We start from the raw sequence: 23,323 nt of genomic DNA, 5'->3' as shown, positions 1-23,323 counted from the left end.
ATATGAACGGAATAGCACTACTTTTTAAATTTATGACAAGATTACCCGTTGGGTTTGAGCCAAAATTTGATTCAGATAACTTAGGAAAGAGTATGAAATTTTTTCCTATAGTTGGAATGGTAATGGGAATAATTTTATTTGGATTTTACTGGGGGTTAAGTTATATAATTTATTCGCCAATGGTAATGGCTGTAATATTAGTGATAATAGAGGTAATTTTAACAGGTGGATTACATTTAGATGGACTTGCAGATACTTTTGATGGAATATTCAGTTATAGAAGTAAGCAGAAGATGCTGGATATAATGAAGGACTCAAGATTGGGGACAAATGGTGGATTAGTATTAATACTTTATTTTATACTTAAGGTTGCTCTAATCTATGAATTGGAAATGGTTGTAGGTCTATCAACTGGGGTTATATTTTTATTGATCCCAGCTTTTGCAAGATTAAATAGTGTAATTAACTGTGCTTCAGCTCCATATGCAAGAGCTACTGGAATGGGAAAAACTTTTGTGGATCATACTAATTCTTGTGGAGTGTTAGTGGCAACAGTACTAACTTTAATATATGGTGCAGTTGTATGTAAGATTTTTATGCTACCTTATACACTATTAATTACAATACCAGTATTAATGGTGTTAGGATACATATTTGCAAAACTTATGACTAGAAAAATAGGTGGAATAACAGGAGATACATTGGGAGCTGTTGTTGAACTTTCAGAGGTAATAGGAATATTCGTTTTATATGTGTGTACAGCTGTTTTACTATAGAGGTGTAATATGGGAAAACTTATCTTAGTGAGACATGGACAGACAGATATGAATGTAGATGGAACATATTTTGGTTGGTTGGATCCAGAGCTTAATAGTAAGGGAAGAGAGCAGGTAAAGAAAGCTACAACCAAGTTATCTCAGATTCATTATGATAATATCTACTCTAGTGATTTAAGGAGATGTTATGAAACAGCTCAGATGATAAATTATTTAAATAGAGATATAGTTACAGATAAAAGGCTAAGAGAGATAAATTTTGGAATTTTTGAAGGACTTACCTATGAGGAGATAAAGAAAAAATATCCTGAAGAGTGTGAAAGAAGTGAAAAAGAGTGGGAAACTTATAACTTTGTTTCTGGAGAGAGTCCGAGAGATATGCAAAAAAGAGCAGTGGAGTTTGTGGAACAGCTAGATCTTACAAAGGATAATCTAGTGATAACTCACTGGGGAGTTATCAATTGTATATTGAGTTGGTATTTCTCTAAAGAGTTGGAGAGTTATTGGAAGTATTCATTAGAAAATGGTGGGATCTGTGTAATTGAATTTGTAGATAAATATCCTGTAATGAAGGGATTAAACATATAAATAGGGTGATAAAAGTGAAGGGAATAAAGAGTATTTTAGGGAGTGTAGACGGAAAAGATCTAGAGAGCATAAAATTAGCTCAAGAGGAATTGGATAGAAAGATGAAACCACAGGGAAGTTTGGGAGTGATAGAGAAGATTGCTCTAAAATTGGCGGGGATATATGGATATCCAGTAAAAAATATAGATAAAAAATGTCATATTGTAGCTTCTGCAGATAATGGGATTATTGAAGAGGGGATATCTTCATGTCCAGAGGAGTATACAAGAATAGTATCAGAGGCAATGCTGAATAGAATAGCTTGTATTGGGTTGTTTACAAAAAGATTGGGCGTTGAGTTTAATTTAGTAGATATTGGAATAAAGGAAGCAATTCCAAGAGAGTATGCCAATCTGTATGATAGAAATGTAAAAAGAGGAACTAATAACTTTTACAAAGAGCCAGCAATGAGTAGAGAAGAGTGTTTGAAAGCTATAGAGATAGGTATGGATATGATAAAGGAAAAATCTGAAGGAGTAACTATTTTTTCAAATGGGGAGATGGGAATAGGAAATACTTCTACAAGCTCTGCAGTATTATACTCTTTAACTAGAGGAGATATAGATGAGATAGTAGGAAGAGGTGGAGGTCTTTCTGATTCTGGATTACTAAAAAAGAAAAAAGTGATAAAAGAGTCTTGTGAAAGATATAATACATTTGAGATGGATCCTGTTGATATCTTAGCTCATGTTGGTGGTTTGGATATAGCTTGTATGGTGGGAATGTATCTAGGAGCCTTAAAATATAGACAGTTGATGCTTGTAGATGGTTTTATCTCAGCAGTAGCAGCTTTAACAGCTTGTAGAATAGAGCCAAAAGTAAAAGATTTTATACTTCTTACACATATGAGTGAAGAGCCAGGAATGAAGGTTGTATTGGATAATTTAGATGAAAAAGCTTTTTTGAATATGGAGATGAGATTGGGAGAAGGAACAGGTGCTGTACTCACTTATCCAATGATAGAGTGTGCTATTGATATGATAAACGGGATGAAAACACCAGTAGCTGTATATGAACTTTTTAAATAGAACTCTTTTTAGGAGGAAGATATATGGAGAGTAAAGTTGAGGGTCATAGAGAAAGACTTAGAAAAAAATATTTACAGGGAGGCTATTCAGCTTTTCACGAATATGAGATACTAGAACTTTTATTGACATATGTGATACCTAGAAAAGATACCAAGCCAATAGCTAAAGAGTTGATAGAAAAATTTGGAAATTTAGACAATGTAGTAAGTGCTAATTATGAGGAGCTTTATAGTATAACAGGGATAAAGGAGAGCAGTGCAATCTTTTTAAAAATATTGGGAGATCTATCTAAAAATCTCTATAGAGGAGAATTAGAGAGAGAGGAGATACAGCTTAGAGATAAAAACTCTCTTTTGAGATATTTGAGAAGTGAGATTGGATTTTCAAATCGAGAGGAGTTTAAAGTCTTATTTGTAAATAATTTCAATGTACTTACAGGGAGTGAAACTCTTTTTACAGGAACAATAGATAAGAGTGCTGTATATCCGAGAGAGATCTTAGAGAGAGCTTTGTTTTATAAGGCTAAGGGAGTGATATTTGCACACAATCACCCTTCTGGAAATATTAGACCTTCTAAGCAGGATATACAGATAACTGAACATATGAAAGAGGTTTTAGAACTGGTTGAAATAAAGTTATTAGAGCATATAATTGTGACAAGAGACGGATATTTTAGCTTTTTAGAAGAAGGCTTGATTTAGAAGCTTGTATTGTGACAAAAATTATGATAAGATGATATAAAATATGTGTGTAGTAAAACTTGGAGGATTAATGGAAAATTTAAATAAAGAACAACAAGAGATACCTCAAGAACCTAAATTTTATAATGTATTAGGAGTTATGTTTGAGGTTACTAAGAAGAGATATTACTTTGAAGTTGTAGATAAAGTTGAGTATAAAAAGGGAGATAAGGTAATAGTCGATACTATAAGAGGAAAAGAGATTGGAGTAGTTTATGGAGAACCAAGAATGGTAAATGAAAAAGATCTAGTTCTACCTTTGAAACCAGTGTTGAAAAAAGCAAGTAAAGAGGAAGAGGAGAAGTACAAAGAGTTAAAAAAACTATCTCTAGAAGCTAAAAATATCTGTAAAGAGAGAATAAATCATCATAAATTACCAATGAAACTTGTAGAAACTGAGTATACATTTGATAAGACAAAATTGATATTTTACTTTACAGCAGAGGGAAGAATAGATTTTAGAGATCTGGTAAAGGATTTGGCTAATATATTTAGAGTTAGAATAGAGTTGAGACAGATCGGTGTTAGAGATGAAGCTAGAATATTGGGTACAGTAGGAGTATGTGGAAAAGAGCTATGTTGTAGAACTTTTATTAATAAATTTGACTCTGTATCTATAAAGATGGCAAGAGATCAGGGATTGGTAATAAATCCAGCAAAAATCTCTGGAGTATGTGGAAGATTACTTTGCTGTATAAATTATGAGTATCAGCAATATGAAGAAGCATTAAGACGTTATCCAGCAGTTAATCAGCATGTAAAGACTCCAAGTGGAGATGGAAAAGTTATGAGTATAAGTCCTTTAAATGGGTATCTGTTTGTAGATGTAGAGAATAAAGGTATGATAAAATTTGATGTAGATGAGATTAGATTCAATATAAAAGAGGCAAATAGATTGAAAAATGCTAAGACAGCAGAGGAGTTAGCTCATAAGGAGTTAGAGAAGGAATAGTTATGTTGTGTAAAGATGAAAATATGACATTACTAAAGGATGATTATAAGATTATTCAAAAAATAAATGGATTTAGATTTTCAGTAGATGCAGTGATACTATCAGACTTTTTTTTACCTAGTAAAAGTGGAAAAATATTGGATATAGGAACTGGAAATGGAGTGATTCCAATACTACTCTATGCTAAGGATAAGGGAAAGGATATAACAGGGATAGATATTCAAGAGGAGAATGTTCTATTAGCTAAAAAAAATGTAACATTAAATAGCTTAGACGAGTATATAAAAATAATAGGTTGTGATATCAAGGATTATTCAATGGGTAATTCCTTTGATTATATAGTTTCAAACCCACCATATATGAAGGTAGATGGAAAGAAACAAAATGATTTAACAAGTAAGGCTATAGCTAGACACGAGATAAAACTTAACTTATTGGAGCTTGTAAAAAGTGCTAAAAAACTTTTAAAACCAAGAGGAAGTTTTACCTTTGTACACCAAAGTTATAGATTTACAGAGATTGCAAAAGTATTGGAAGAGTGTGGTTTTTCTCTGAAAAGAGTGAGATTTGTCTATTTTTCTAAGGAGAAAAATTCAAATCTTGTTTTGATTGAAGCTTGGAAAGGAAAAAAAGCACAACTGGAGATAATGCCTCCTCTTTTTCTTGAGGAGAGTGGTTATTAAAAGAGAAAAAAGTAACTATAATTGATTGACAACGAGATTTTTATTATCAAAACAGAAGGAGAAAATTTACGAGAACAAAATGGAACTTTTAAAATTTGTTGAACAAGATGATCTAAAAGGATTTAAAGAAAATTTAGATATGGACTCTATTGAGGAGTTGGATGATAAGAAAAATACAATTTTACATCTTTGTGTAGAAATGGGTAAGTATGAGTTTGTAGATGCTTTATTATACAATGGGGCAGATCCTAATGCTAAGAATAAAGATGGAAATACAGCTCTACATATTTCAGCTCAAAAAGATAGTGGAAAGATAATGGAAATTTTATTAGAATTTGGTGGAGATTTAGATATAAAAAATAATCATCAGAGAACAGCTATTAACTTAGCAAGAGTTTCTAAGTCAAACAATGTACTAAAAGTTATTGAAAATAGTGGTGCTGATTATGTAGGAGCTGGAAGTGGCTTTGAAAAGATGAGTCATCATAGAAGATTAGAAGATTATTAAAATAATTGTAAATAAAAAAGAAGAAAGTTGGATAAACAATTTTCTTCTTTTTTTCATTAAATAGTATAAAGATTATTTCAAAACTTTTTCATATGCTATTTTATCCCCAGCAATAAATACTAATCCACAATACTCATAACCATTTTTTTCAAATAGGTGTTTCATAGTTAGATTGTCAGGTGCAGTATCAACTCTTACTGATGAGATATTTTTACTTATTGCTAAATTCTCAGCAAACTTAAAAAGTTCACTTCCATACCCCTTTCCTCTAAGAGTTTTATGCATAGCACATCTATGTATAGAAGCGTACTCAGAATCAGTTTTCCAAGCTCCTCTAATAGCTCTATAGATCTCATCATCAACAAAATCTACCACAAGATATCCTCTTACAAGATTATCTACAATTAAAACATATCCTATCTTTTTTTCTATATCTCCTAAGATAACCTCTCTATTTGGATATTCTCCACTCCATTGAGTAAGACCATTTTCTTTCATATAGTCTTTAGCATGGGATATTATCTCTAAAATATCTTCTACATCTTTAATTTCAGCTTTTCTAAAATTCATCTTTTCCTCCAATTTAATAAAAATTAACTAAATTATATAGTGCTAAAAATTCTTTGTCAATATTTAAGACGAATTTACAAAGATTTTACAAAAAATAAATAATAAATTAACATAGAAAAGATAAAATTAATTTGTCAAAGAAATTAAAATAGTGTGGAGGGAATTTATGTTAAGTAGAAAAAAAATAATGTTTTTAGGAATGACAATGATGGCAGTGACAAGCTTTGCACAAGCTAAGTATGTATTCTATTTTATAGGAGATGGAATGGGAGCAGGTCAAAGACAGATAACTGAAGAGTTTAAAAAACAGGTATTAAAAAAAGATGAAAAATTATTGATGAACTCACTACCAACAGTAGGAATAACAACTACTTATTCAGCAGACACTTTAATAACAGATTCAGCAGCAGCAGGAACAGCCTTAGCAACAGGACACAAAACTAACAATGGATATATAGCAAAAGATAAAGATGGAAAAGATTTGAAAACCCTTTTAGAAATAGCACAAGAAAAAGGTATGGCAACAGGATTAGTAACAACTACAAGAATAACTCATGCAACTCCAGCTGTATTTGCTTCACATAATATAGATAGAGATGATGAAAATGGCATAGCTGTTGATTATGTGGATAGTGGTGTAGATTATTTAGCTGGGGGAGGATATAGACATTTTGTTGGAAAAAATAGTGGATTAACAAGTAAAAGAAAAGATGATAGAGATTTAATAGGTGAATTTAAAGAGAGAGGATATCAAGTATATTTAGGGGAAAAATCAATAAAAGATTTTGAGAAGTGGAATCCTAAAGAGGGAGAAAAAGTTTTGGCTACTTTTAAAGCTTCACATATGCCATATACAATAGATGATAAAAATGGAGAGTATCCAACTTTAAAAGAGATGACTGATAAGGGAATAGAACTTTTATCTAAAGATAAGGATGGATTCTTTATAATGGTAGAGGGAGGAAGAATAGACCATGCTTCTCATGCTCAAGATGTTGCAGGGACAATATATGATACTCTAGCTTTTGATGATGCAATAAAATCAGCATATGAATTTTATAAAAAATATCCACAAGATACATTAATAGTTGTAGCAGCTGACCATGAAACAGGTGGAATGGGAATGGGATTTGGGAATAATTACTATATGAAATTAGATGAGCTAAAAAATGTAAAAGTCTCAATAGAAGATACATTACAAGGGATATATAAAGGGGATAAAACAGAGTATTTTAACTATATTGAAAAAAACTTAGGACTTAAAAATTTAACTGATAAAGAAAAAGAAAGTATTTTAAGAGCTATGAAAATAGAAGATGAGAAGGAAGAGGTTGGAGATACATTTGGTGGATATAGTCCTACTGCAATAGCTGTAGCCCATATTATATCAGAAAGATCAGGAATGCAATGGACTACTTTTGCACATACAGGAGTACAAGTACCATTGGCAGTTGTAGGTGAAGGAGCAGAGAAATTTACAGGATTTAAAGATAATACTGATGTGGCTAGAAGTATAGCTAACAGCATGGGAAAAGAGATAAAATAACCTTAGGGGGTTAATTAGGTTGAAAAAAATAGGAGTTATGATAATAGTATTTTCTCTTGCTTTTCTAATTTTTAATGAAAAAATAAGAGAATGTATAGATGAAAAAGTATTAAAAAAAGAGCAGATAGGGAGAGTTATATCAATAGATAACAGTAATATGATAACTCAAGGAATCTCTAGAATAGGAAGTCAAAATTTAGAAGTAGAGATATTAAGTGGAAAGTATCAAGGGGAAGTAATAGAGATAAATAATTTATTGAATGGTAGTATGGAATATGATGAGGTTTATTCAACTGGAGATAAAATTTTAGTTGCAATTTTGGAGAATGAGGGTGAAATAGTAGGGAAAGCACTATCGTTATTAAGAATGGATAAAATTATGGAGCTAGGCTGTATTTTTATAGTTTTATTATTAATCTATGCTAGAGGAATAGGATTTAAATCACTTATATCATTTGTGGGAAGTGTAGTAATAATTTGGGAATACTTAATACCTGCATTAAAAGATGGTGAAAATATATTTTTTATAACAATTATAACTTTAGTATTTTTATCAGCATTGATTATTTTTTTAGTAGCAGGATTTACACGAAAGGGTATCACAGCTTTTTTAGGAACAATGTCTGGATTATTTACTACAGCAAGTTTAACTTTTCTTTTTGGAGATATATTTAGGATAGATGGAATGAATCAGCCTTTTGCTCAAAGTGTTGTTTTTGCAAGTGCTATGAGAATAGATATATTAAAAATATTTTATTCAGCTATAGTGATAGGTGCAAGTGGAGCTGCAATGGATATAGCAATGGATATGGCAGCAACAATAGAGGAGTTAAAATATCATAATCCTAAAATTTCAACTCATCAACTAATAAAATCTGGATTTAATGTAGGGAGATCTGTAATAGGAACAATGACAACCACATTGTTATTAGCATATTCAGGAGGATTTTTAACTTTAATGATGCTATTTTTAGAAAGAGATATGACATTGTTACAGATTTTAAATATGAAGCTGATAACTTCTGAAATAATTAAAATAATAATAGGGAGCATAGGGTTAGTGGTAGTAGCTCCAATGACAACTTATATAGGGGGAGTGATTTACTCTTTACAAATAGATATAGAGAGTATCTTAAAAAAGAGATGTCCACTTAAAAAAGTTTTTAATATAATTTTAAAATAAGAAAAATTAGAAAATAGGATTGTTGTAAAGAGAGACAACAATCCTATTTTTATTATTATTTCTTATGATATAGGGAGTAAATATGGTATAATTAAATTATAAAAATAAAAAAGGTGATTCAATGTTTAAATTACATTCTAAATATACTCCTATGGGAGATCAACCACAGGCAATAAAAAAAATAGTTGAGAATATAGATAATGGGATAGCAGACCAAGTACTTCTAGGGGTAACAGGATCTGGAAAGACTTTTACTATTGCTAATATAATAAAAGAGACAGATAGACCAGCACTTATATTAGCTCCAAACAAAACATTGGCGGCACAATTATACAGTGAATATAAATCATTTTTTCCAGAGAATGCTGTTGAATACTTTGTATCTTATTACGATTACTACCAACCAGAAGCATATATAGCTGTAACAGATACATATATAGAAAAAGATTCATCTGTAAATGATGAGATAGAAAAATTGAGACAGGCAGCAACAGCAGCTTTAATTAATAGAAGAGATGTAATAATAGTAGCTTCTGTATCGGCTATTTATGGATTAGGATCAGCTGAAACATATAAGAAGATGACAATTCCTATTGATAGAAAAACAGGGATTGGTAGAAAAGAGCTAATCCAAAGATTAATAAGTATTAGGTATGAAAGAAATGATCTAGCTTTTGAAAGAGGAAAGTTTAGAATAAAGGGAGATGTAATAGATATATATCCTTCGTATATGGAGAGTGGATATAGATTGGAGTTTTGGGACGAGGACTTAGAAGAGATCTCAGAGATAAATACTTTAACAGGACAAAAAATAAAAAAGAATCTAGAGAGAATAATGATATATCCAGCTACTCAATATTTGACTGAAGATGGAGATGTAGAAAGAATAATAGCAGAGATTCAAAAGGATAAGATAGAAGAGGTTAAAGCCTTTGAAGAGAAGGGAAAACTTTTGGAGGCTCAGAGATTGAAACAGAGGACAGAGTATGATATAGAGATGATAAGAGAGATTGGATATTGTAAGGGTATAGAAAACTATTCTAGATACCTATCAGGAAAGGGAGTAGGAGAGACACCAGATACACTATTACAGTATTTTCCAAAGGATTTTGTTACATATATTGATGAGTCACACATATCTGTTCCTCAGATTAGGGGAATGTATAATGGAGATAGGGCAAGAAAAGAAGCTTTGGTGGATAATGGCTTCAGATTGAAATCAGCACTTGATAACAGACCTTTGAGATTTGAAGAGTTCCGAAGATTAACTGGACAGACAGTTTTTGTTTCAGCGACTCCAGGAGATTTTGAAATGGTTGAATCAGATGGAAATATAGCTGAACAATTGATTCGTCCAACAGGGATATTAGATCCTGAGATAGAGGTCAGACCAACTAAAAATCAAGTAGATGATCTAATGGAAGAGATCAGAGTGAGAGCAGAGAAGAGAGAGAGAGTTTTGGTTACAACACTTACTAAAAAGATGGCAGAGGAACTCACAGAGTATTATTTGGGACTTGGAATTAGAGTTAAATATATGCACTCAGATATAGATACATTGGAGAGAATAGATATAATAAAAGGGTTACGTAAAGGTGAATTTGATGTACTGGTTGGGATAAACTTACTTAGAGAGGGATTGGATATACCAGAAGTTTCTCTTGTAGCTATATTGGAAGCAGATAAAGAGGGATTCTTAAGAAGTAGGCGTTCATTGGTCCAAACTATAGGAAGAGCAGCTAGAAATGTAGAGGGAAGAGTTATACTTTATGGAGATATTTTAACAGATTCTATGAAGGCAGCTATAGATGAAACATATAGAAGAAGAAAGATACAAAATCAGTATAATATAGAGAATGGTATAGATCCTAAGACAGTGATAAGAGAGATAAGTGAAGATGTTATAAATCTAGATTATGGACTACCAGAGGAATTGACAAAAGATAAAGATATCAAGAGTTTTAGTTCAAAGAGTGATATTGAGAAAGAGATAGGAAAACTTGAAAAAGAGATTGTAAAACTATCTAAGGAGCTGGATTTTGAAAATGCTATAATAAAAAGAGATGAGATGATAAAATTAAAAAAATTGTTACTAGATTTTTAATTTGAGGGAGAATTATGTTTGAAGAGAGAACTTATTCAGTAACTGAATTTAATAGAATGATAAAAGGGTATATAGAAGATAACCCAAATTTGAAAGAGTTTTTTTTGGAAGGGGAGCTTTCAGGAGTAACCTATTATAAAAGTGGACATCTCTATTTTAATTTGAAAGATAAAGAAGCACAAATAAAGTGTGTGGCTTTCAAGTATAAATTTAAGAGAATAGCTGAAGATTTAAAAGATGGAGATTCAGTTAAATTATTTGGAGATGTTGGCTTTTATGAAAATAGAGGGGATTTCCAAGTTTTAGTTAGACATATTGAAAAGAAAAATATGTTGGGGGATATGTTTGCTAAGTTAGAAGAGTTAAAAAAAGAGATGGAAAAGAAGGGATATTTTTCACCTCTCTACAAAAAACCACTACCTAACTATCCAAGAAATATTGGTGTAGTTACAGCAATTACAGGAGCAGCTGTACAGGATATAATAAAAACAGTGAAAAAGAGAGATAATACTATAAATATATATGTGTATCCAGCTAAAGTACAGGGAGTGGGGTCAAGTGATGAGATAGTGAGAGGGATAGAGGTTCTAAATCAGATTCCTGAAATAGATATGATAATAGCTGGAAGAGGTGGAGGAAGTATAGAGGATCTATGGGCTTTTAATGAAGAAAAAACAGCTATGGCATTTTTTAATTCTGAAAAACCAATAATATCAGCAGTAGGGCATGAGATAGATAACCTTTTGACAGACTTAGTTGCAGATGTAAGAGCAGCTACTCCAACACAGGCAGTAGAGCTATCTGTTCCAGAGAGAAAGAGGAGTATAGAGGGATTAGAGGATAGAGAGAGATACCTAAATACTCTTATGAAGAACATATTAAATAAGAAGAGAAAAGAGTTAGAGAGCAGAGAGAATAACTACTACATAAAGAGTTTTTCAAAAGTGATAGAGGAGAAAAACAGTGTTTTAGTTGAGAGGGAGAGAAGGCTACAACAGGCTATTACCTATTACATAGAGGGTAAAAGAAATAGTTTGGAGAATAAGATACAGAGATTGATAACTTTAAATCCTCTAAAAACATTGGAAAGAGGGTATAGTGTTGTTAGTAAGGCTGGTGTTAGCATAAAAAGTGTAGATGATTTAGATATAGGAGAGGAGATTGATATCAGATTAAATGATGGATCAATTTCAGGAAGAGTAGAGAAGATTATAAAGATTTGAGGAGATATTTGATGAAGAAGATAGTAAGTTTATTGTTTTTAATGGGAAGCTTAGTTTATGGAGAGGGATTTTTATTCTGGAAAGGGGACAGTGAAAAAGAGAAAGTAGATGTAAGTAGACAAGAGATGAATCAGAGATGGGAGAGAATAAAAGAGTTGGATCAACAGATCTCTTTTGATAGGGATAAATGGAGATTACAGAAGAATTATAAGGAGTATAAAAAGGAATTTGACATCTATATGGATTATCTACAAAACAACAGTAATGAGCTTTTTAATGTGGGAGATTACTACTTTAAAAATGGAAGATATGAAAAAGCTTATGAGGTTTTTTCAAGGGATAATACAAACATAAAGAATGTTTTTGGGGCAGCTACATCAGCAAGATTTTTAAATGACAATGAGAATGCATTGAGACTCTACACTCAGAGTATAGAGATGGATCCTAATTTCTATGAAGCATATTTAGGAAGAGGGGTTATAAATAGAAATATTGGAAACTATTCAGAGGCTATCAATGATTTTAATAAGTATATGAAATATAGACAAGATGAAGCAGTATATACAGGGCTTGGAGATGTTTATATGATAACTAAAAATTATGGAGAAGCAAAAAATATATTGGAAGTTGGAAGAAATAGATATCCTAATTCGAAGGTAATAAGAGATATGTTAATAAGACTATATGCAGAGCTAAAAAATAATTAAAATCACAAAAGAGGTGAGGGGCTTGGAGTGGTATAGGTTAAAAGTGGTGGATATAAAAGACAGGACATTTAGAATACTACTGAAGTTCTTTGAAGAGTATGAAGATATTTTTAAAGTTGATAAAAGAGTGTTACAAGATAGCTACAAATTGGAGATTGAAGAGATAGAAAAGATTTGGGACTCTCAAAAAGTAGACTTGAAAGAGGAGATAGAAAAATTAAAAGAGAATAGAGTGTCTCTTCTTTTTATCAAAGATGGAGATTATCCAGAGGAGTTAAAAAATATAGCAAAACCACCAATATTTATGTATTATAGAGGAGATATTTCTATTCTAAAAGGGAAAAAGATAGGGGTAGTAGGGACAAGAAGGCCCACCTCATACGGAAAGATAGCTTGTGAAAAATTAGTAAGAGAGTTGGTGGAAAATGGAGTAACAACTGTCAGTGGACTAGCAAGTGGAATTGATAGAATCTGTCATCAAAAAACATTGGAAAATGGGGGAAAGAGTATAGCAATTGTGGGTAGTGGATTGGATGTGGTATACCCTAAAGAGAATGAGAGATTATGGCAAGAATTAGGAGAAAAGGGTTTAATTATGAGTGAATATCCTTTAGGAACGTTGCCGTATGCTTACAATTTTCCAATGAGAAATAGAGTAATAGTTGGAATTTCACAAGGTATAACAGTGGTTGAAAGTAAGATAAAAGGTGGAAGTTTAATTACAGCTGAATTGGCATTGGAGGAGGGAAGAGAGGTATTTGCAATCCCTGGTGAGATCTTTTCTCCTGTGTCAGAGGGGTGTAATAATCTTATAAAAAATTCGAGTGCTAAATTAGTAACCTCTGTGGAGGATATATTAGATGAATTTAATTGGAAAAAGAGAGTAAGTGAGGAAAAAAAGAAATTAAATTTGACAGAATATGAAGAAAAAATATACAATGTTCTTGAGAGAGAAAAAAATCTAGATGAGATTATTATGGCAACTTTGATGAAACCAGGTGAAATACTATCTATTTTAATGGATTTAGAAGTAAAAAAAGTGGTGATGAGTGTTCCTGGAGGAAAGTATAGGAGAAAAATTTAAATAGAAATCTTGATTTTTTTTTAAGAATTTAGTAGAATGAAACGGAAAAGAGATAATAGAGCAACAGGGGTGAAGTAAGTGGCAAAGACAACAGATAAAAAAAATTTAGTAATAGTTGAGTCACCAGCGAAAGCTAAGACAATTGAAAAAATTTTGGGAAAGAATTTTCAGGTTGTAGCATCATTTGGACATGTGAGAGATTTACCTAAGAGTAAATTAGGAGTGGATGTGGAGAATAATTTTACTCCGTCATACTCTACAATCAAGGGAAAAGGTGATGTAATAAAGAATCTTAAAGCTTTGGCAAAAAAATCAGATAAAGTTTATCTAGCATCTGACCCTGATAGAGAAGGAGAGGCAATAGCTTGGCACATAGCTTATGCTTTAAAATTAGATGAAAACGACACTAATAGAATAGAGTTTAATGAGATAACTGAACACGCAATAAAGGAATCGATTACTCATCCGAGACAGATCGATATGAACAAGGTCAATGCCCAACAAGCTAGAAGAATATTGGATAGATTGGTAGGGTATGGAATAAGTTCACTGCTTTGGAAGAGTATAGCTTCTAATACCAGTGCTGGTAGAGTGCAATCAGTGGCTTTAAAACTTATTTGCGATTTAGAAAATGAGATAAAAAAATTCGTGCCAGTAAAATTTTGGGAGGTAAAGGGAGATTTTTCCAACAAACTAAAATTAGCTCTATATAAAGTAGAAGGAAAAAAAGTTGATAGATTAACTGATGGGAATGTTGTAAAAGAGATAAAATCAATAGAGAAAAAGGAATTTACAATTAGTGAGGCTAAGGTAAGTAAGAGAACTAAGAACTCACCACTACCTTTAAAGACTAGTACTTTACAGCAGTTAGCTTCATCATATTTGGGATTTTCAGCTTCCAAAACTATGAGAGTGGCACAGGGGCTATATGAGGGTATAGATGTAAATGGAACTCATAAAGGTTTGATTACCTATATGAGAACAGACTCTACAAGAATCTCTGAAGATGCTCAAGAGATGGCTAAAAACTATATTTTAGAGAACTTTGGTAAAGAGTATCTAGGAGTGAAAAAAGAGAGTAAAAGTAAGCAGAAGATCCAAGATGCTCACGAGGCAATACGTCCAACAGATATAAACTTAACTCCAAGTATATTGGAGGTCTCTTTAGATAAGGATCAATTGAAATTATATAAATTGATTTGGGAGAGATTTTTGATATCTCAATTAGCTCCAATGAAGTATGAACAGTTTGAATTGGTAGCTACATATGATAAATTTGACTTTAGAGGAACAATCAATAAGATAATATTTGATGGTTATTATAAAATATTTAAAGATGAAGATGAATTGCCATTAGGAGATTTCCCAGAGATTAAGATAGGGGATAAAACTAAATTAGAAAAATTACATATTAAAGAGGATTTCACAAAACCACCTTCAAGATTTACAGAGTCATCTCTTGTAAAAAAATTGGAGGCAGAAGGAATAGGAAGACCTTCAACTTATGCTTCAATAATAGAGACATTGAAGAAGAGAGAGTATGTAAAAATAGAGGGGAAAAGCTTTATTCCAACAGAGTTGGGATTTGAGATAGAAGATGCTTTAGATAAAAACTTTCCAAATATAATGAATGTAAAATTTACAGCTGAAATGGAGAATCAATTAGACGAGGTGGCAGAGGGAGAAGAGAACTGGATAACTCTACTTTCTGTATTCTATAAAGAGTTAAAAGAGTACATAGACAAGTTTGCTGAGAAGGTAGAGGAGGAAGCTAATCGTAGAATAGAATCAGATGTACCTTGTAGCTGTGGTAAGGGAAATATGATATTAAAAACAGGAAGGTTTGGAAGATACCTAGCTTGTCCAGAGGTTGATAAGGACGGGGAGTGCAAGGAAAAAATATCTTTGAAAGGGATAGATATTCCAGCTGAAGAGATAAAACAAGGTAAGATCTTTGTGAGAGATAAGGTAGAAGAATTAGTTAAAACTAAGCAAGGAAAAGCTACAGATGTAAAAACTGAAAATGGAGATATGTATCTATTGAAAGTTGGAAGATTTGGTAGCTATTTAGAGAGTGAAAAATATGTTCAAGATAATTTAAGAATGCCATTACCACCAGAGATAAGAAAAGCTTTAGCTAACAATCAGATTCAAGAGAAAGATGGAGTTATGCAGATAAATGCAGAGCTTTCAAAACTATTAGCTGAAGATGAGAAGATTTTAAAAGAAGCTGGGGTATGTGAAAAATGTGGAAGACCATTTAAAATTGGTAGAGGAAGATGGGGTAAATTCCTAGCTTGTACAGGATACCCAGAGTGTAAGAATATAAGAAAGATAGATAAAAAATAAGGAGTACTTAATGACAAATAAAGAGGTAATAGTAGTAGGAGCTGGACTTGCTGGAAGTGAGGCAGCTTATCAACTTGGTAAAAGAGGGATAAAAGTTAAACTTTATGAGATGAAGAGACATAAGAAGACAGAAGCTCATAAAAGTGATGATTTTGCTGAGTTAGTGTGTAGTAATTCATTGGGAGCAGATAACCTAGCCAATGCATCAGGACTTATGAAAGAGGAGTTAAGAAGATTAGATTCGTTGGTAATAAAGAGTGCAGATAGAAATAGAGTTCCAGCAGGACAAGCTCTAGCTGTGGATAGAGATGGATTCTCTCAAGAGATAACTAGAGTTTTAAAAGAGATGGAGAATGTAGAGATAATCGAAGAGGAGTTAACTGAGATACCAGAGGATAAGATTGTTCTTATTGCTTCAGGACCACTTACATCTGAAGGATTATCTAAAAAGATTGCTGAGATTACTCATAGTGATTATCTATATTTTTATGATGCAGCAGCTCCAATAGTTACATTGGAGTCGATAAATATGGATATAGCATACAGACAGTCTCGTTATGGTAAGGGTGAGGGAGAGTATATAAACTGTCCAATGGATAAGGAGCAGTATTATAACTTCTACAATGCTCTAATAACAGCAGAAAGAGCTCCATTAAAAGCATTTGAGGAGGAGAAAATATTTGATGCTTGTATGCCAGTGGAGAGAATAGCTATGACTGGAGAGAGAACACTTGTATTTGGACCATTAAAACCAAAAGGACTTATAAATCCTAAAACAGATAAGATGGATTATGCAGTTGTTCAATTGAGACAGGATGATAAAGAGGGAAAATTATATAACTTAGTAGGTTTCCAAACAAATTTAAAATGGGGAGAGCAGAAGAGAGTTTTCTCTATGATACCTGGACTTGAAAATGCGGAGTTTATAAGATATGGAGTTATGCATAGAAATACATTTATAAATTCAACTCAATTATTAGATGAGAGTTTAAAATTAAAAACTAGAGACAATGTGTATTTTGCAGGTCAGATCACAGGAAGTGAAGGTTATGTATCCTCTGTGGCTACAGGAATGATGGCTGCTATAAATATAGCTAATAGATTGGCAGGAAAAGAGCCATTTGTATTAGATGACAGAAGTGCTATTGGAGCAATGGTTAAATATATAACTGAGGATAAGAAAAACTTTCAACCAATGGGACCAAATTTTGGAATTATAAGAAGCTTAGATGAGAGAATAAGAGATAAAAAAGAGAGATATAACAAGATCTCTACAATAGCTTTAGAGTATTTAGATACTAGATTAGCTGATGTTAAATAAATTTATAGTTGTACCAGAGAGAGAAATGTTATATAATTTGGAGTGGTATAGTTAAATATGGAGAAAAGAAATATAGAAAGAGATATTAAAGATTTTCTATATTTTGCAGAGTTTGGAGATAATAAAAGCTCGAACACTGTAAAATCTATGAGAAAAGATTTACTTCAATTAGCACAATATTTAAACGAGATAGAGAGAGTAGAGTCGAGTATAGATGTAGATTCTGTTATGATTAGAGGATTTATAGCTTTTCTTCAAGAGAATGGGATAACTAAAAGAACTGTAAATAGAAAATTATCATCTATACGTTCATTTTTTAAATATCTTGTGAAAAATAGAAATGTTAATCAAAGTCCAGTTGAAGTGGTAGCTTCTCCAAGTTTTCTTGTAGAGAAACCAGATATACTAAGCTTAGATGAGATCAATAGATTACGAGATGTGATCTCATTAAAAACAGCTAATGGATTGAGAGATAGATTGATGTTGGAGCTATTGTATTCCAGTGGAATAACTTCTACAGAGATGCTAGGAGTTGGAGAGAAGGTTTTTGATCTAGATAGAAGAGAGCTATATGTTACAAATGGAAAGAGCAGTAGAGTTGTATTTTTTAGTGAGAGAACTAGAGAGTTTTTCAAAAAATATGTAGATTCTAAAAAAGAGAAATATGGAGAGAGATACAATCCAGATATACTCTTTGTAAATGGTTCAGCTACTAGATTAAGTGATAGATCTCTACGTAGAATAATAGATAGATATGCTGAGAGAGCTGGAATAGATCGTGAGATTAGTCCGTATAGTTTTAGACATACATTTGCTGTACATATGCTGAATAACGGTATGGATCTACTATATTTAAAAGAGTTGATGGGACATGCAACTCTTGAGAGTACAAGAGTTTATCAAGAATTGATAGAAGTGAAACTTTAAAGAATGGATAGTGTGAGGAGAGCAGATATGATAAGAGCTACTACTATAATTGCAGTAAAAAAAGATGGGAAAGTTGCAATGGCAGGAGATGGGCAGGTAACTTTTGGAGAGGTAGTATTTAAAGGAAATGCTAAAAAAATAAGAAGAATAGAGAAATATAATGTAATGGCTGGATTTGCTGGAGCAGCAGCAGATGCTTTTGCATTGATGGATAAATTTGAAAGTAAATTAGAGGAGTTTTCAGGAAATCTAAAAAAATCAGCTGTAGAACTAGCTAAGGAGTGGAGAAGTGACAAGGCTTTAAGAACTTTAGATGCTATGTTGATAGTGGCAGATAAGGAGAGTATATTGGTTCTCTCTGGAAATGGTGATGTAATAGAGCCTGATGGAGATGTAGCAGCTATAGGAAGTGGAGGAAACTATGCTTATGCAGCAGCTAAAGGAATACTTCTTTATGGAAAGGATATCTCAGCTGAAGAGGTGGCAATAGAAGCTATGGCAATAGCAGGTGAGATGTGTATTTATACTAATTCAAATATTACATATGACGTAATTTAAAATGAGGAGAAGATAATATGAGTAAGAAAATTTGTATCGGTTGTGGAATAGAACTGCAAAGTGATTACCCAGAGAAGAATGGATATCTTCCGGCAGCTAAGTTAGAAGAGGCTGGAGACCATTATTGTCAGAGATGTTTCAAGATAAAAAACTATGGTAAGTATATGCCAGTAAAATTGACAAGAGATGATTATAGAAGAGTTGTTCAAGATGAGATGGGAAATGCTCAAGTGGCAATAGCTGTTTTTGATATCATTGATTTTGAAGGATCTTTTGATGATGAGATATTAGATGTATTAAGAGAGATGGATTCAATAGTTGTAATCAATAAATTGGATCTTATACCTGATGAAAAACACCCTTCTGAAGTGGCTAACTGGGTAAAGGTAAGACTTGCTGAAGAGGGAATTTCTCCTTTAGATATCGCCATTGTAAGTAGTAAGAATGGATATGGAATTAACGGAATATTTAAAAAGATAAAACACTTCTATCCAGATGGAGTAGAAGCTTTAGTTTTAGGAGTAACAAACGTAGGAAAATCAAGTATAGTAAATAGATTGTTGGGATTGAAAAAGGTAACTGTTTCTAAATACCCAGGGACTACTTTGAAGAGTGTAAGAAATCAAATACCTCATACAAAGATAACATTGATAGATACACCAGGATTGATTCCAGAGGGAAGAATATCAGATTTAGTATGTGAAAACTGTAACTTAAAGATGATACCTGCTAATGAGATCTCAAGAAAGACATTTAAAATGTCAAAAGATAGAGCCTTAGTTATAGGGGAGCTAGTTTGGTTTAAAGTTCTAAATGATGAAGAGACTAAACCAATATTTTCACTATATGCAGCTAAAGAGGTAACTTTCCATGAGACTAATTCTGAAAAATTAGAGGAGTTACTAAAGAGTGATAGAGGAGATCTATTATCTCCACCTTGTGATCACTGTAGAGATGAGTATAGAAAATTAGAAAAGAAAAAACAAAAAATTGTTGTAAAAACAGGAGAAGAGCTTGTATTCAAAGGACTAGGTTGGATTTCAGTTAAGAGAGGACCACTAGAGATAGAGGTAACAGCTCCAAAAGAGGCTGGAATTGTAATAAGAGATGCCTTTATCAAGCCTAAAAGATAATTATGAAGATATTCAAGCACGAAGTGAGTGGGACAGTAATAACAACAGTATTTTCAATATTGGGAACAGCCTTAGTAATAATCTTAGGAAGCTATAATGTTAAGGATCTAACTGAAGCTAAAAAAGCTGAAAAAGTTTTGGAGGAGCTAAAGGGATTGAGAGTGGCTCTTGAAGAGTATTATCAGTTGACAAGAGAGTACCCAAATTTGACATTAGAGGGAGCTAAGGATAATTTGAGGATACTGGATTATAGAGATGAGAATGGTAATCTTATATCATTTGCCAAAATTTATGGTCATGATACACTACCTAAAACTCCAGCTGTTGAAGATATAGTGGAGAGCAATGCCATTTATAATACAAACAGTTTTAAACAAGATGAGAACTATGGTGGTTGGAATTATGACTATACTGGAAAAACAGGCGAGATACATGCAAACTTACCAATAAATATATATTCTCAAGGAATAGATTGGAATAACTATTAAAAGAACAGGAGAGAGATTTTTTATGAAAAAGTATGATATTATTTTTCTAGGTGGAGGACAAGCTGGAGTTTTTGGAGCTTATGAAGCTATTGAGAAAAATCCAGAGCTAAGCATTTTAATATTAGATAAGGGAAAAATGCTAAAGCAGAGAGTTTGTCCAAAGGAAAAATTAGGGAAATGTGTGAGTTGTCCAACTTGTGCAATAATCTATGGAGTGAGTGGAGCAGGAGCTTTCTCTGATTCAAAATTCAATATGGATTATAGAGTAGGTGGAGATGTACATGTAATTACTGGAAAAAAACTTGTTAATGACACTATCAATGATGTAGTTAAAGTATATAGAAAGTTTGGATTTAATGAGGAGCCTACAGGGTTAAAATATAACCAAACTATGGAGCAGATAAAAAAAGGTTGTATTGAAAATAGAATACAATTAGTAGATACACCTACTATGCACTTAGGAACAGATGGATCTAGAAAACTTTATACACAATTGATAGATTATTTAATAGAAAAGGGTGTAGAGTTTGTTACTGAAAGAGAAGTGGATAGCCTAATAGTTGAAGATGATAGAGTGAAGGGTGTAGTGGTATCTCATAAAGGAGAAGAGGAGAGATACTATTCAGATAATGTAGTTGCAGGAATGGGAAGAAGTGGTGCTAAAAAGATGATGGAACTTTGTCAAAAGCACGGAATCAAATATGAGAATGGTGCAATTGATATTGGAGTAAGAGCTGAAATTCCTGATATTATAATGAAGGATATAAATGAAAATTTCTATGAAGCTAAGATGATCTACTACTCAAGAAACTATAGAGATAAGATGAGAACATTCTGTAGTAATCCAAGTGGATTTATAGCTGCAGAAAAGTATGATGATTTCATATTAGCTAATGGTCATGCTTATAAGGATAGAAAATCAACTAATACTAACTTAGCACTATTGTGTACAAAGAAGTTTACTGAACCATTTAATCAACCTTTTGAATATGCTACAGCTATAGCAAAGATGTCATCTATGCTAACTGGAGGTAAACTATTAGTTCAATCTTATGCTGACTTGAAAGAGGGAAGAAGATCTACAAATGAGAGATTAGAGAGATTGAATATAGTTCCTACTACAGAGGACTATGTAGCTGGAGATATAGCTCTAGCTTGTCCACAGAGATTACTAGATAATATAATGGAGTTTATTGAAGTTTTAGATAAGATAACTCCAGGATTTGCTTCAGGAGACCTATTATTATACTTCCCTGAGATTAAATTTAGAAGTACAAGATTAATTATCAATGAACATATGGAAACTTCATTAAAAGGGCTATATGCAGTAGGAGATAGTTCTGGTTATGGAAGTGGACTAAATATAGCAGCAGTTATGGGAATGCTTGCAGTAAGAGATATAATAAGTAAATAATTGAGTTAAAAATGGTGCATTGTCTTTCATTTTTTGGAGAAAAAGGCACCATTTTTTATAGCTTTGAATTGAAAAAAATAATATTTTATGGTAAAATGAAGTGAAAGAGATTACTAGGAGGAGAAGAATGGGTTTTTTTAGTAAACTATTTAAAAGAAAAAAAGATGATGAGCAGGAGAGCTTGAAAGTAGCAGAAGTTGAAATAGATGAGTTACTAGAGAAAAGTCAAGAGAGCGAAGAGGAAAAAGAGGAGATACAATCATCAGTAGAAGCTGAAAATGATACTCCAAAGATAGAAGAAGAAAACATTGAAGAGAAAAAAGAAGATGTAAATATAGAGCAAACAGATGGTGATATAGATAACAAAATAGATGAACAAGTAGAAGAACCAAAAAAGGAAGTAGAAAAAGTTGAGATAGAAGAGGTTAAAGAGGAGAAAAAAGGCTTCTTTGCTTCATTAAAAGATAAACTATTCAAGTCTAGAGAGGGACTGTTTGGTACATTAAAATCATTTATTTTAGGAAGAAGCGTAATAGATGATGAGATGTATGAGGAGTTAGAGGATATTTTAGTACAGTCAGATATCGGTATGGATATGACTCTAAAGATAGTAAAAGAGCTTGAAAAAGAGGTAAAAAGAAGAGGGGTAAAGGATCCTAAAGAGGTTTATCCCGTACTTAGAGAGGTAATGGAAGGATTCCTAATAAAAGAGGATAATGAGATACATATTGAAGATGGAAAGCTAAATGTGATTTTAGTTGTAGGAGTAAATGGAGTTGGAAAAACAACTACCATAGGAAAGCTAGCTTCAAAGTATGTTAAAGAGGGTAAAAAGGTTATATTAGGAGCAGGAGATACCTTCAGAGCTGCTGCAATAGAGCAATTAGAGGAGTGGGCTAACAGATCTGGAGCTGAGATAGTAAAGAGTACTCAAGGATCAGATCCAGGAGCAGTAGTGTTTGATACTTTAGCAGCTGCCCAATCAAGAGGAGCTGATATAGCTATTATAGATACTGCTGGAAGACTTCATAACAAAAATAACCTAATGAAAGAGTTAGAGAAGATTCATCACATAATTAAGAAAAAATTGGGAGATCAAAAGTATGAGTCTATATTAGTTATAGATGGAACTACAGGACAGAATGCTCTTAATCAAGCAAAAGTTTTTAATGAAGTGACTGAACTGACAGGGTTCATTATAACTAAACTTGATGGAACTGCTAAAGGAGGAATAGTATTTAGTATTTCAGAGGAGTTAAAGAAACCAATTAAATTTATTGGTGTTGGAGAAAAGATAGAAGATTTAAGAAAATTTGAAGCTAAAGAATATATACAAGCTATATTTGATTAAGAAATAGTATATATATTGTATATCTTTAAAAAAAGTATTTGTATTTATACT

Annotated in this window: 22 protein-coding genes; 21 read left to right on the top strand and 1 reads right to left on the bottom strand. The window is 32.3% G+C overall.

The features are described from left to right. Positions 1–2: 2 nt before the first annotated feature. From cobS to QZ286_RS02470, 7 genes are all read left to right on the top strand, one after another. Complete coding sequence (cobS, locus tag QZ286_RS02500) at positions 3–776, top strand: adenosylcobinamide-GDP ribazoletransferase (RefSeq protein ID WP_291255402.1); 774 nt, start codon at positions 3–5, stop codon at positions 774–776. A gap of 9 nt (positions 777–785) precedes the next feature. Then, positions 786–1,364 (top strand): histidine phosphatase family protein, encoded by a 579-nt coding sequence (locus QZ286_RS02495; RefSeq protein ID WP_291255401.1) that lies wholly within the window; start codon positions 786–788, stop codon positions 1,362–1,364. A gap of 8 nt (positions 1,365–1,372) precedes the next feature. Next, positions 1,373–2,431: a nicotinate-nucleotide--dimethylbenzimidazole phosphoribosyltransferase gene (gene cobT / locus QZ286_RS02490; RefSeq protein WP_291255417.1), complete on the top strand. Its 1,059-nt coding sequence runs from the start codon at positions 1,373–1,375 to the stop codon at positions 2,429–2,431. Positions 2,432–2,454: 23 nt separating this feature from the next. Beyond that, positions 2,455–3,132 (top strand): DNA repair protein RadC, encoded by a 678-nt coding sequence (gene radC / locus QZ286_RS02485; RefSeq protein WP_291255400.1) that lies wholly within the window; start codon positions 2,455–2,457, stop codon positions 3,130–3,132. A 70-nt stretch (positions 3,133–3,202) separates the two neighbouring features. Next, a complete protein-coding gene (locus tag QZ286_RS02480) occupies positions 3,203–4,123 on the top strand; it encodes a stage 0 sporulation family protein (RefSeq protein WP_291255399.1) in 921 nt (306 codons plus the stop codon). A 2-nt stretch (positions 4,124–4,125) separates the two neighbouring features. After that, a complete protein-coding gene (locus tag QZ286_RS02475; protein WP_291255398.1) occupies positions 4,126–4,806 on the top strand; it encodes a methyltransferase in 681 nt (226 codons plus the stop codon). 79 nt (positions 4,807–4,885) lie between these two features. Continuing rightward, positions 4,886–5,314, top strand: a complete 429-nt coding sequence (locus tag QZ286_RS02470) for an ankyrin repeat domain-containing protein (RefSeq protein ID WP_291255397.1) — start codon at positions 4,886–4,888, stop codon at positions 5,312–5,314. 72 nt (positions 5,315–5,386) lie between these two features. On the opposite strand, the gene QZ286_RS02465 is transcribed toward QZ286_RS02470, so the two are convergent. Then, positions 5,387–5,884 carry a GNAT family N-acetyltransferase gene (locus tag QZ286_RS02465; protein ID WP_291255396.1) on the bottom strand — a complete coding sequence of 166 codons (498 nt, stop codon included), beginning with the start codon at positions 5,882–5,884 and terminating at the stop codon, positions 5,387–5,389. A gap of 166 nt (positions 5,885–6,050) precedes the next feature. Here QZ286_RS02465 and QZ286_RS02460 point away from each other — a divergent pair, with 166 nt between their 5' ends. The 14 genes from QZ286_RS02460 to ftsY all read left to right on the top strand — a co-directional run bounded on the left by QZ286_RS02460 (position 6,051) and on the right by ftsY (position 23,272). Next, positions 6,051–7,430, top strand: coding sequence for an alkaline phosphatase (locus QZ286_RS02460; protein WP_291255395.1), 1,380 nt, complete (start codon positions 6,051–6,053; stop codon positions 7,428–7,430). Positions 7,431–7,449: 19 nt separating this feature from the next. Further along, positions 7,450–8,613, top strand: coding sequence for a YibE/F family protein (locus tag QZ286_RS02455; RefSeq protein ID WP_291255394.1), 1,164 nt, complete (start codon positions 7,450–7,452; stop codon positions 8,611–8,613). A 121-nt stretch (positions 8,614–8,734) separates the two neighbouring features. Continuing rightward, positions 8,735–10,717: an excinuclease ABC subunit UvrB gene (uvrB, locus tag QZ286_RS02450; RefSeq protein WP_291255393.1), complete on the top strand. Its 1,983-nt coding sequence runs from the start codon at positions 8,735–8,737 to the stop codon at positions 10,715–10,717. Between the two features lie 14 nt (positions 10,718–10,731). Next, positions 10,732–11,940 carry an exodeoxyribonuclease VII large subunit gene (gene xseA / locus QZ286_RS02445; protein ID WP_291255392.1) on the top strand — a complete coding sequence of 403 codons (1,209 nt, stop codon included), beginning with the start codon at positions 10,732–10,734 and terminating at the stop codon, positions 11,938–11,940. Between the two features lie 11 nt (positions 11,941–11,951). Further along, positions 11,952–12,647, top strand: a complete 696-nt coding sequence (locus tag QZ286_RS02440; protein WP_291255391.1) for a tetratricopeptide repeat protein — start codon at positions 11,952–11,954, stop codon at positions 12,645–12,647. 46 nt (positions 12,648–12,693) lie between these two features. Next, a complete protein-coding gene (gene dprA / locus QZ286_RS02435) occupies positions 12,694–13,731 on the top strand; it encodes a DNA-processing protein DprA (RefSeq protein WP_367243727.1) in 1,038 nt (345 codons plus the stop codon). Positions 13,732–13,809: 78 nt separating this feature from the next. Further along, positions 13,810–16,080, top strand: a complete 2,271-nt coding sequence (topA, locus tag QZ286_RS02430) for a type I DNA topoisomerase (protein ID WP_291255389.1) — start codon at positions 13,810–13,812, stop codon at positions 16,078–16,080. Between the two features lie 10 nt (positions 16,081–16,090). Next, positions 16,091–17,401, top strand: a complete 1,311-nt coding sequence (gene trmFO / locus QZ286_RS02425) for a methylenetetrahydrofolate--tRNA-(uracil(54)-C(5))-methyltransferase (FADH(2)-oxidizing) TrmFO (protein ID WP_291255388.1) — start codon at positions 16,091–16,093, stop codon at positions 17,399–17,401. A 57-nt stretch (positions 17,402–17,458) separates the two neighbouring features. After that, a complete protein-coding gene (locus tag QZ286_RS02420) occupies positions 17,459–18,328 on the top strand; it encodes a tyrosine-type recombinase/integrase (protein ID WP_291255387.1) in 870 nt (289 codons plus the stop codon). A 27-nt stretch (positions 18,329–18,355) separates the two neighbouring features. Beyond that, complete coding sequence (gene hslV, locus QZ286_RS02415; RefSeq protein WP_291255386.1) at positions 18,356–18,886, top strand: ATP-dependent protease subunit HslV; 531 nt, start codon at positions 18,356–18,358, stop codon at positions 18,884–18,886. Between the two features lie 17 nt (positions 18,887–18,903). Then, on the top strand, positions 18,904–20,019 hold the full coding sequence (gene yqeH, locus QZ286_RS02410) for a ribosome biogenesis GTPase YqeH (RefSeq protein ID WP_291255385.1): 1,116 nt from the start codon (positions 18,904–18,906) through the stop codon (positions 20,017–20,019). Positions 20,020–20,021: 2 nt separating this feature from the next. After that, the gene (locus tag QZ286_RS02405) at positions 20,022–20,507 is read left to right on the top strand and encodes a hypothetical protein (RefSeq protein ID WP_291255384.1); all 486 of its coding nucleotides are present in this window, start codon (positions 20,022–20,024) and stop codon (positions 20,505–20,507) included. A 22-nt stretch (positions 20,508–20,529) separates the two neighbouring features. Continuing rightward, positions 20,530–21,921, top strand: a complete 1,392-nt coding sequence (locus QZ286_RS02400) for an FAD-binding protein (RefSeq protein WP_291255383.1) — start codon at positions 20,530–20,532, stop codon at positions 21,919–21,921. Positions 21,922–22,048: 127 nt separating this feature from the next. Next, on the top strand, positions 22,049–23,272 hold the full coding sequence (gene ftsY / locus QZ286_RS02395) for a signal recognition particle-docking protein FtsY (protein ID WP_291255382.1): 1,224 nt from the start codon (positions 22,049–22,051) through the stop codon (positions 23,270–23,272). Positions 23,273–23,323: the final 51 nt, after the last annotated feature.

This window comes from Fusobacterium sp., assembly GCF_019012925.1.
Taxonomy (GTDB): Bacteria; Fusobacteriota; Fusobacteriia; order Fusobacteriales; family Fusobacteriaceae; genus Fusobacterium_A.
The sequence above is the reverse complement of the archived record's forward strand: the minus strand, read 5'-3'. Positions and strand labels throughout refer to the sequence as shown.

Coding starts and splice junctions, on each gene's coding strand:
- ftsY (WP_291255382.1), top strand. CDS start 22,049: ATGGGTTTTTTTAGTAAACTATTTAAAAGAAAAAAAGATGATGAGCAG.
- yqeH (WP_291255385.1), top strand. CDS start 18,904: ATGAGTAAGAAAATTTGTATCGGTTGTGGAATAGAACTGCAAAGTGAT.
- uvrB (WP_291255393.1), top strand. CDS start 8,735: ATGTTTAAATTACATTCTAAATATACTCCTATGGGAGATCAACCACAG.
- QZ286_RS02460 (WP_291255395.1), top strand. CDS start 6,051: ATGTTAAGTAGAAAAAAAATAATGTTTTTAGGAATGACAATGATGGCA.
- QZ286_RS02480 (WP_291255399.1), top strand. CDS start 3,203: ATGGAAAATTTAAATAAAGAACAACAAGAGATACCTCAAGAACCTAAA.
- QZ286_RS02465 (WP_291255396.1), bottom strand. CDS start 5,884: ATGAATTTTAGAAAAGCTGAAATTAAAGATGTAGAAGATATTTTAGAG.
- radC (WP_291255400.1), top strand. CDS start 2,455: ATGGAGAGTAAAGTTGAGGGTCATAGAGAAAGACTTAGAAAAAAATAT.
- QZ286_RS02475 (WP_291255398.1), top strand. CDS start 4,126: ATGTTGTGTAAAGATGAAAATATGACATTACTAAAGGATGATTATAAG.
- hslV (WP_291255386.1), top strand. CDS start 18,356: ATGATAAGAGCTACTACTATAATTGCAGTAAAAAAAGATGGGAAAGTT.
- QZ286_RS02470 (WP_291255397.1), top strand. CDS start 4,886: ATGGAACTTTTAAAATTTGTTGAACAAGATGATCTAAAAGGATTTAAA.
- QZ286_RS02420 (WP_291255387.1), top strand. CDS start 17,459: ATGGAGAAAAGAAATATAGAAAGAGATATTAAAGATTTTCTATATTTT.
- QZ286_RS02440 (WP_291255391.1), top strand. CDS start 11,952: ATGAAGAAGATAGTAAGTTTATTGTTTTTAATGGGAAGCTTAGTTTAT.
- QZ286_RS02495 (WP_291255401.1), top strand. CDS start 786: ATGGGAAAACTTATCTTAGTGAGACATGGACAGACAGATATGAATGTA.
- xseA (WP_291255392.1), top strand. CDS start 10,732: ATGTTTGAAGAGAGAACTTATTCAGTAACTGAATTTAATAGAATGATA.
- cobS (WP_291255402.1), top strand. CDS start 3: ATGAACGGAATAGCACTACTTTTTAAATTTATGACAAGATTACCCGTT.
- QZ286_RS02405 (WP_291255384.1), top strand. CDS start 20,022: ATGAAGATATTCAAGCACGAAGTGAGTGGGACAGTAATAACAACAGTA.
- trmFO (WP_291255388.1), top strand. CDS start 16,091: ATGACAAATAAAGAGGTAATAGTAGTAGGAGCTGGACTTGCTGGAAGT.
- QZ286_RS02400 (WP_291255383.1), top strand. CDS start 20,530: ATGAAAAAGTATGATATTATTTTTCTAGGTGGAGGACAAGCTGGAGTT.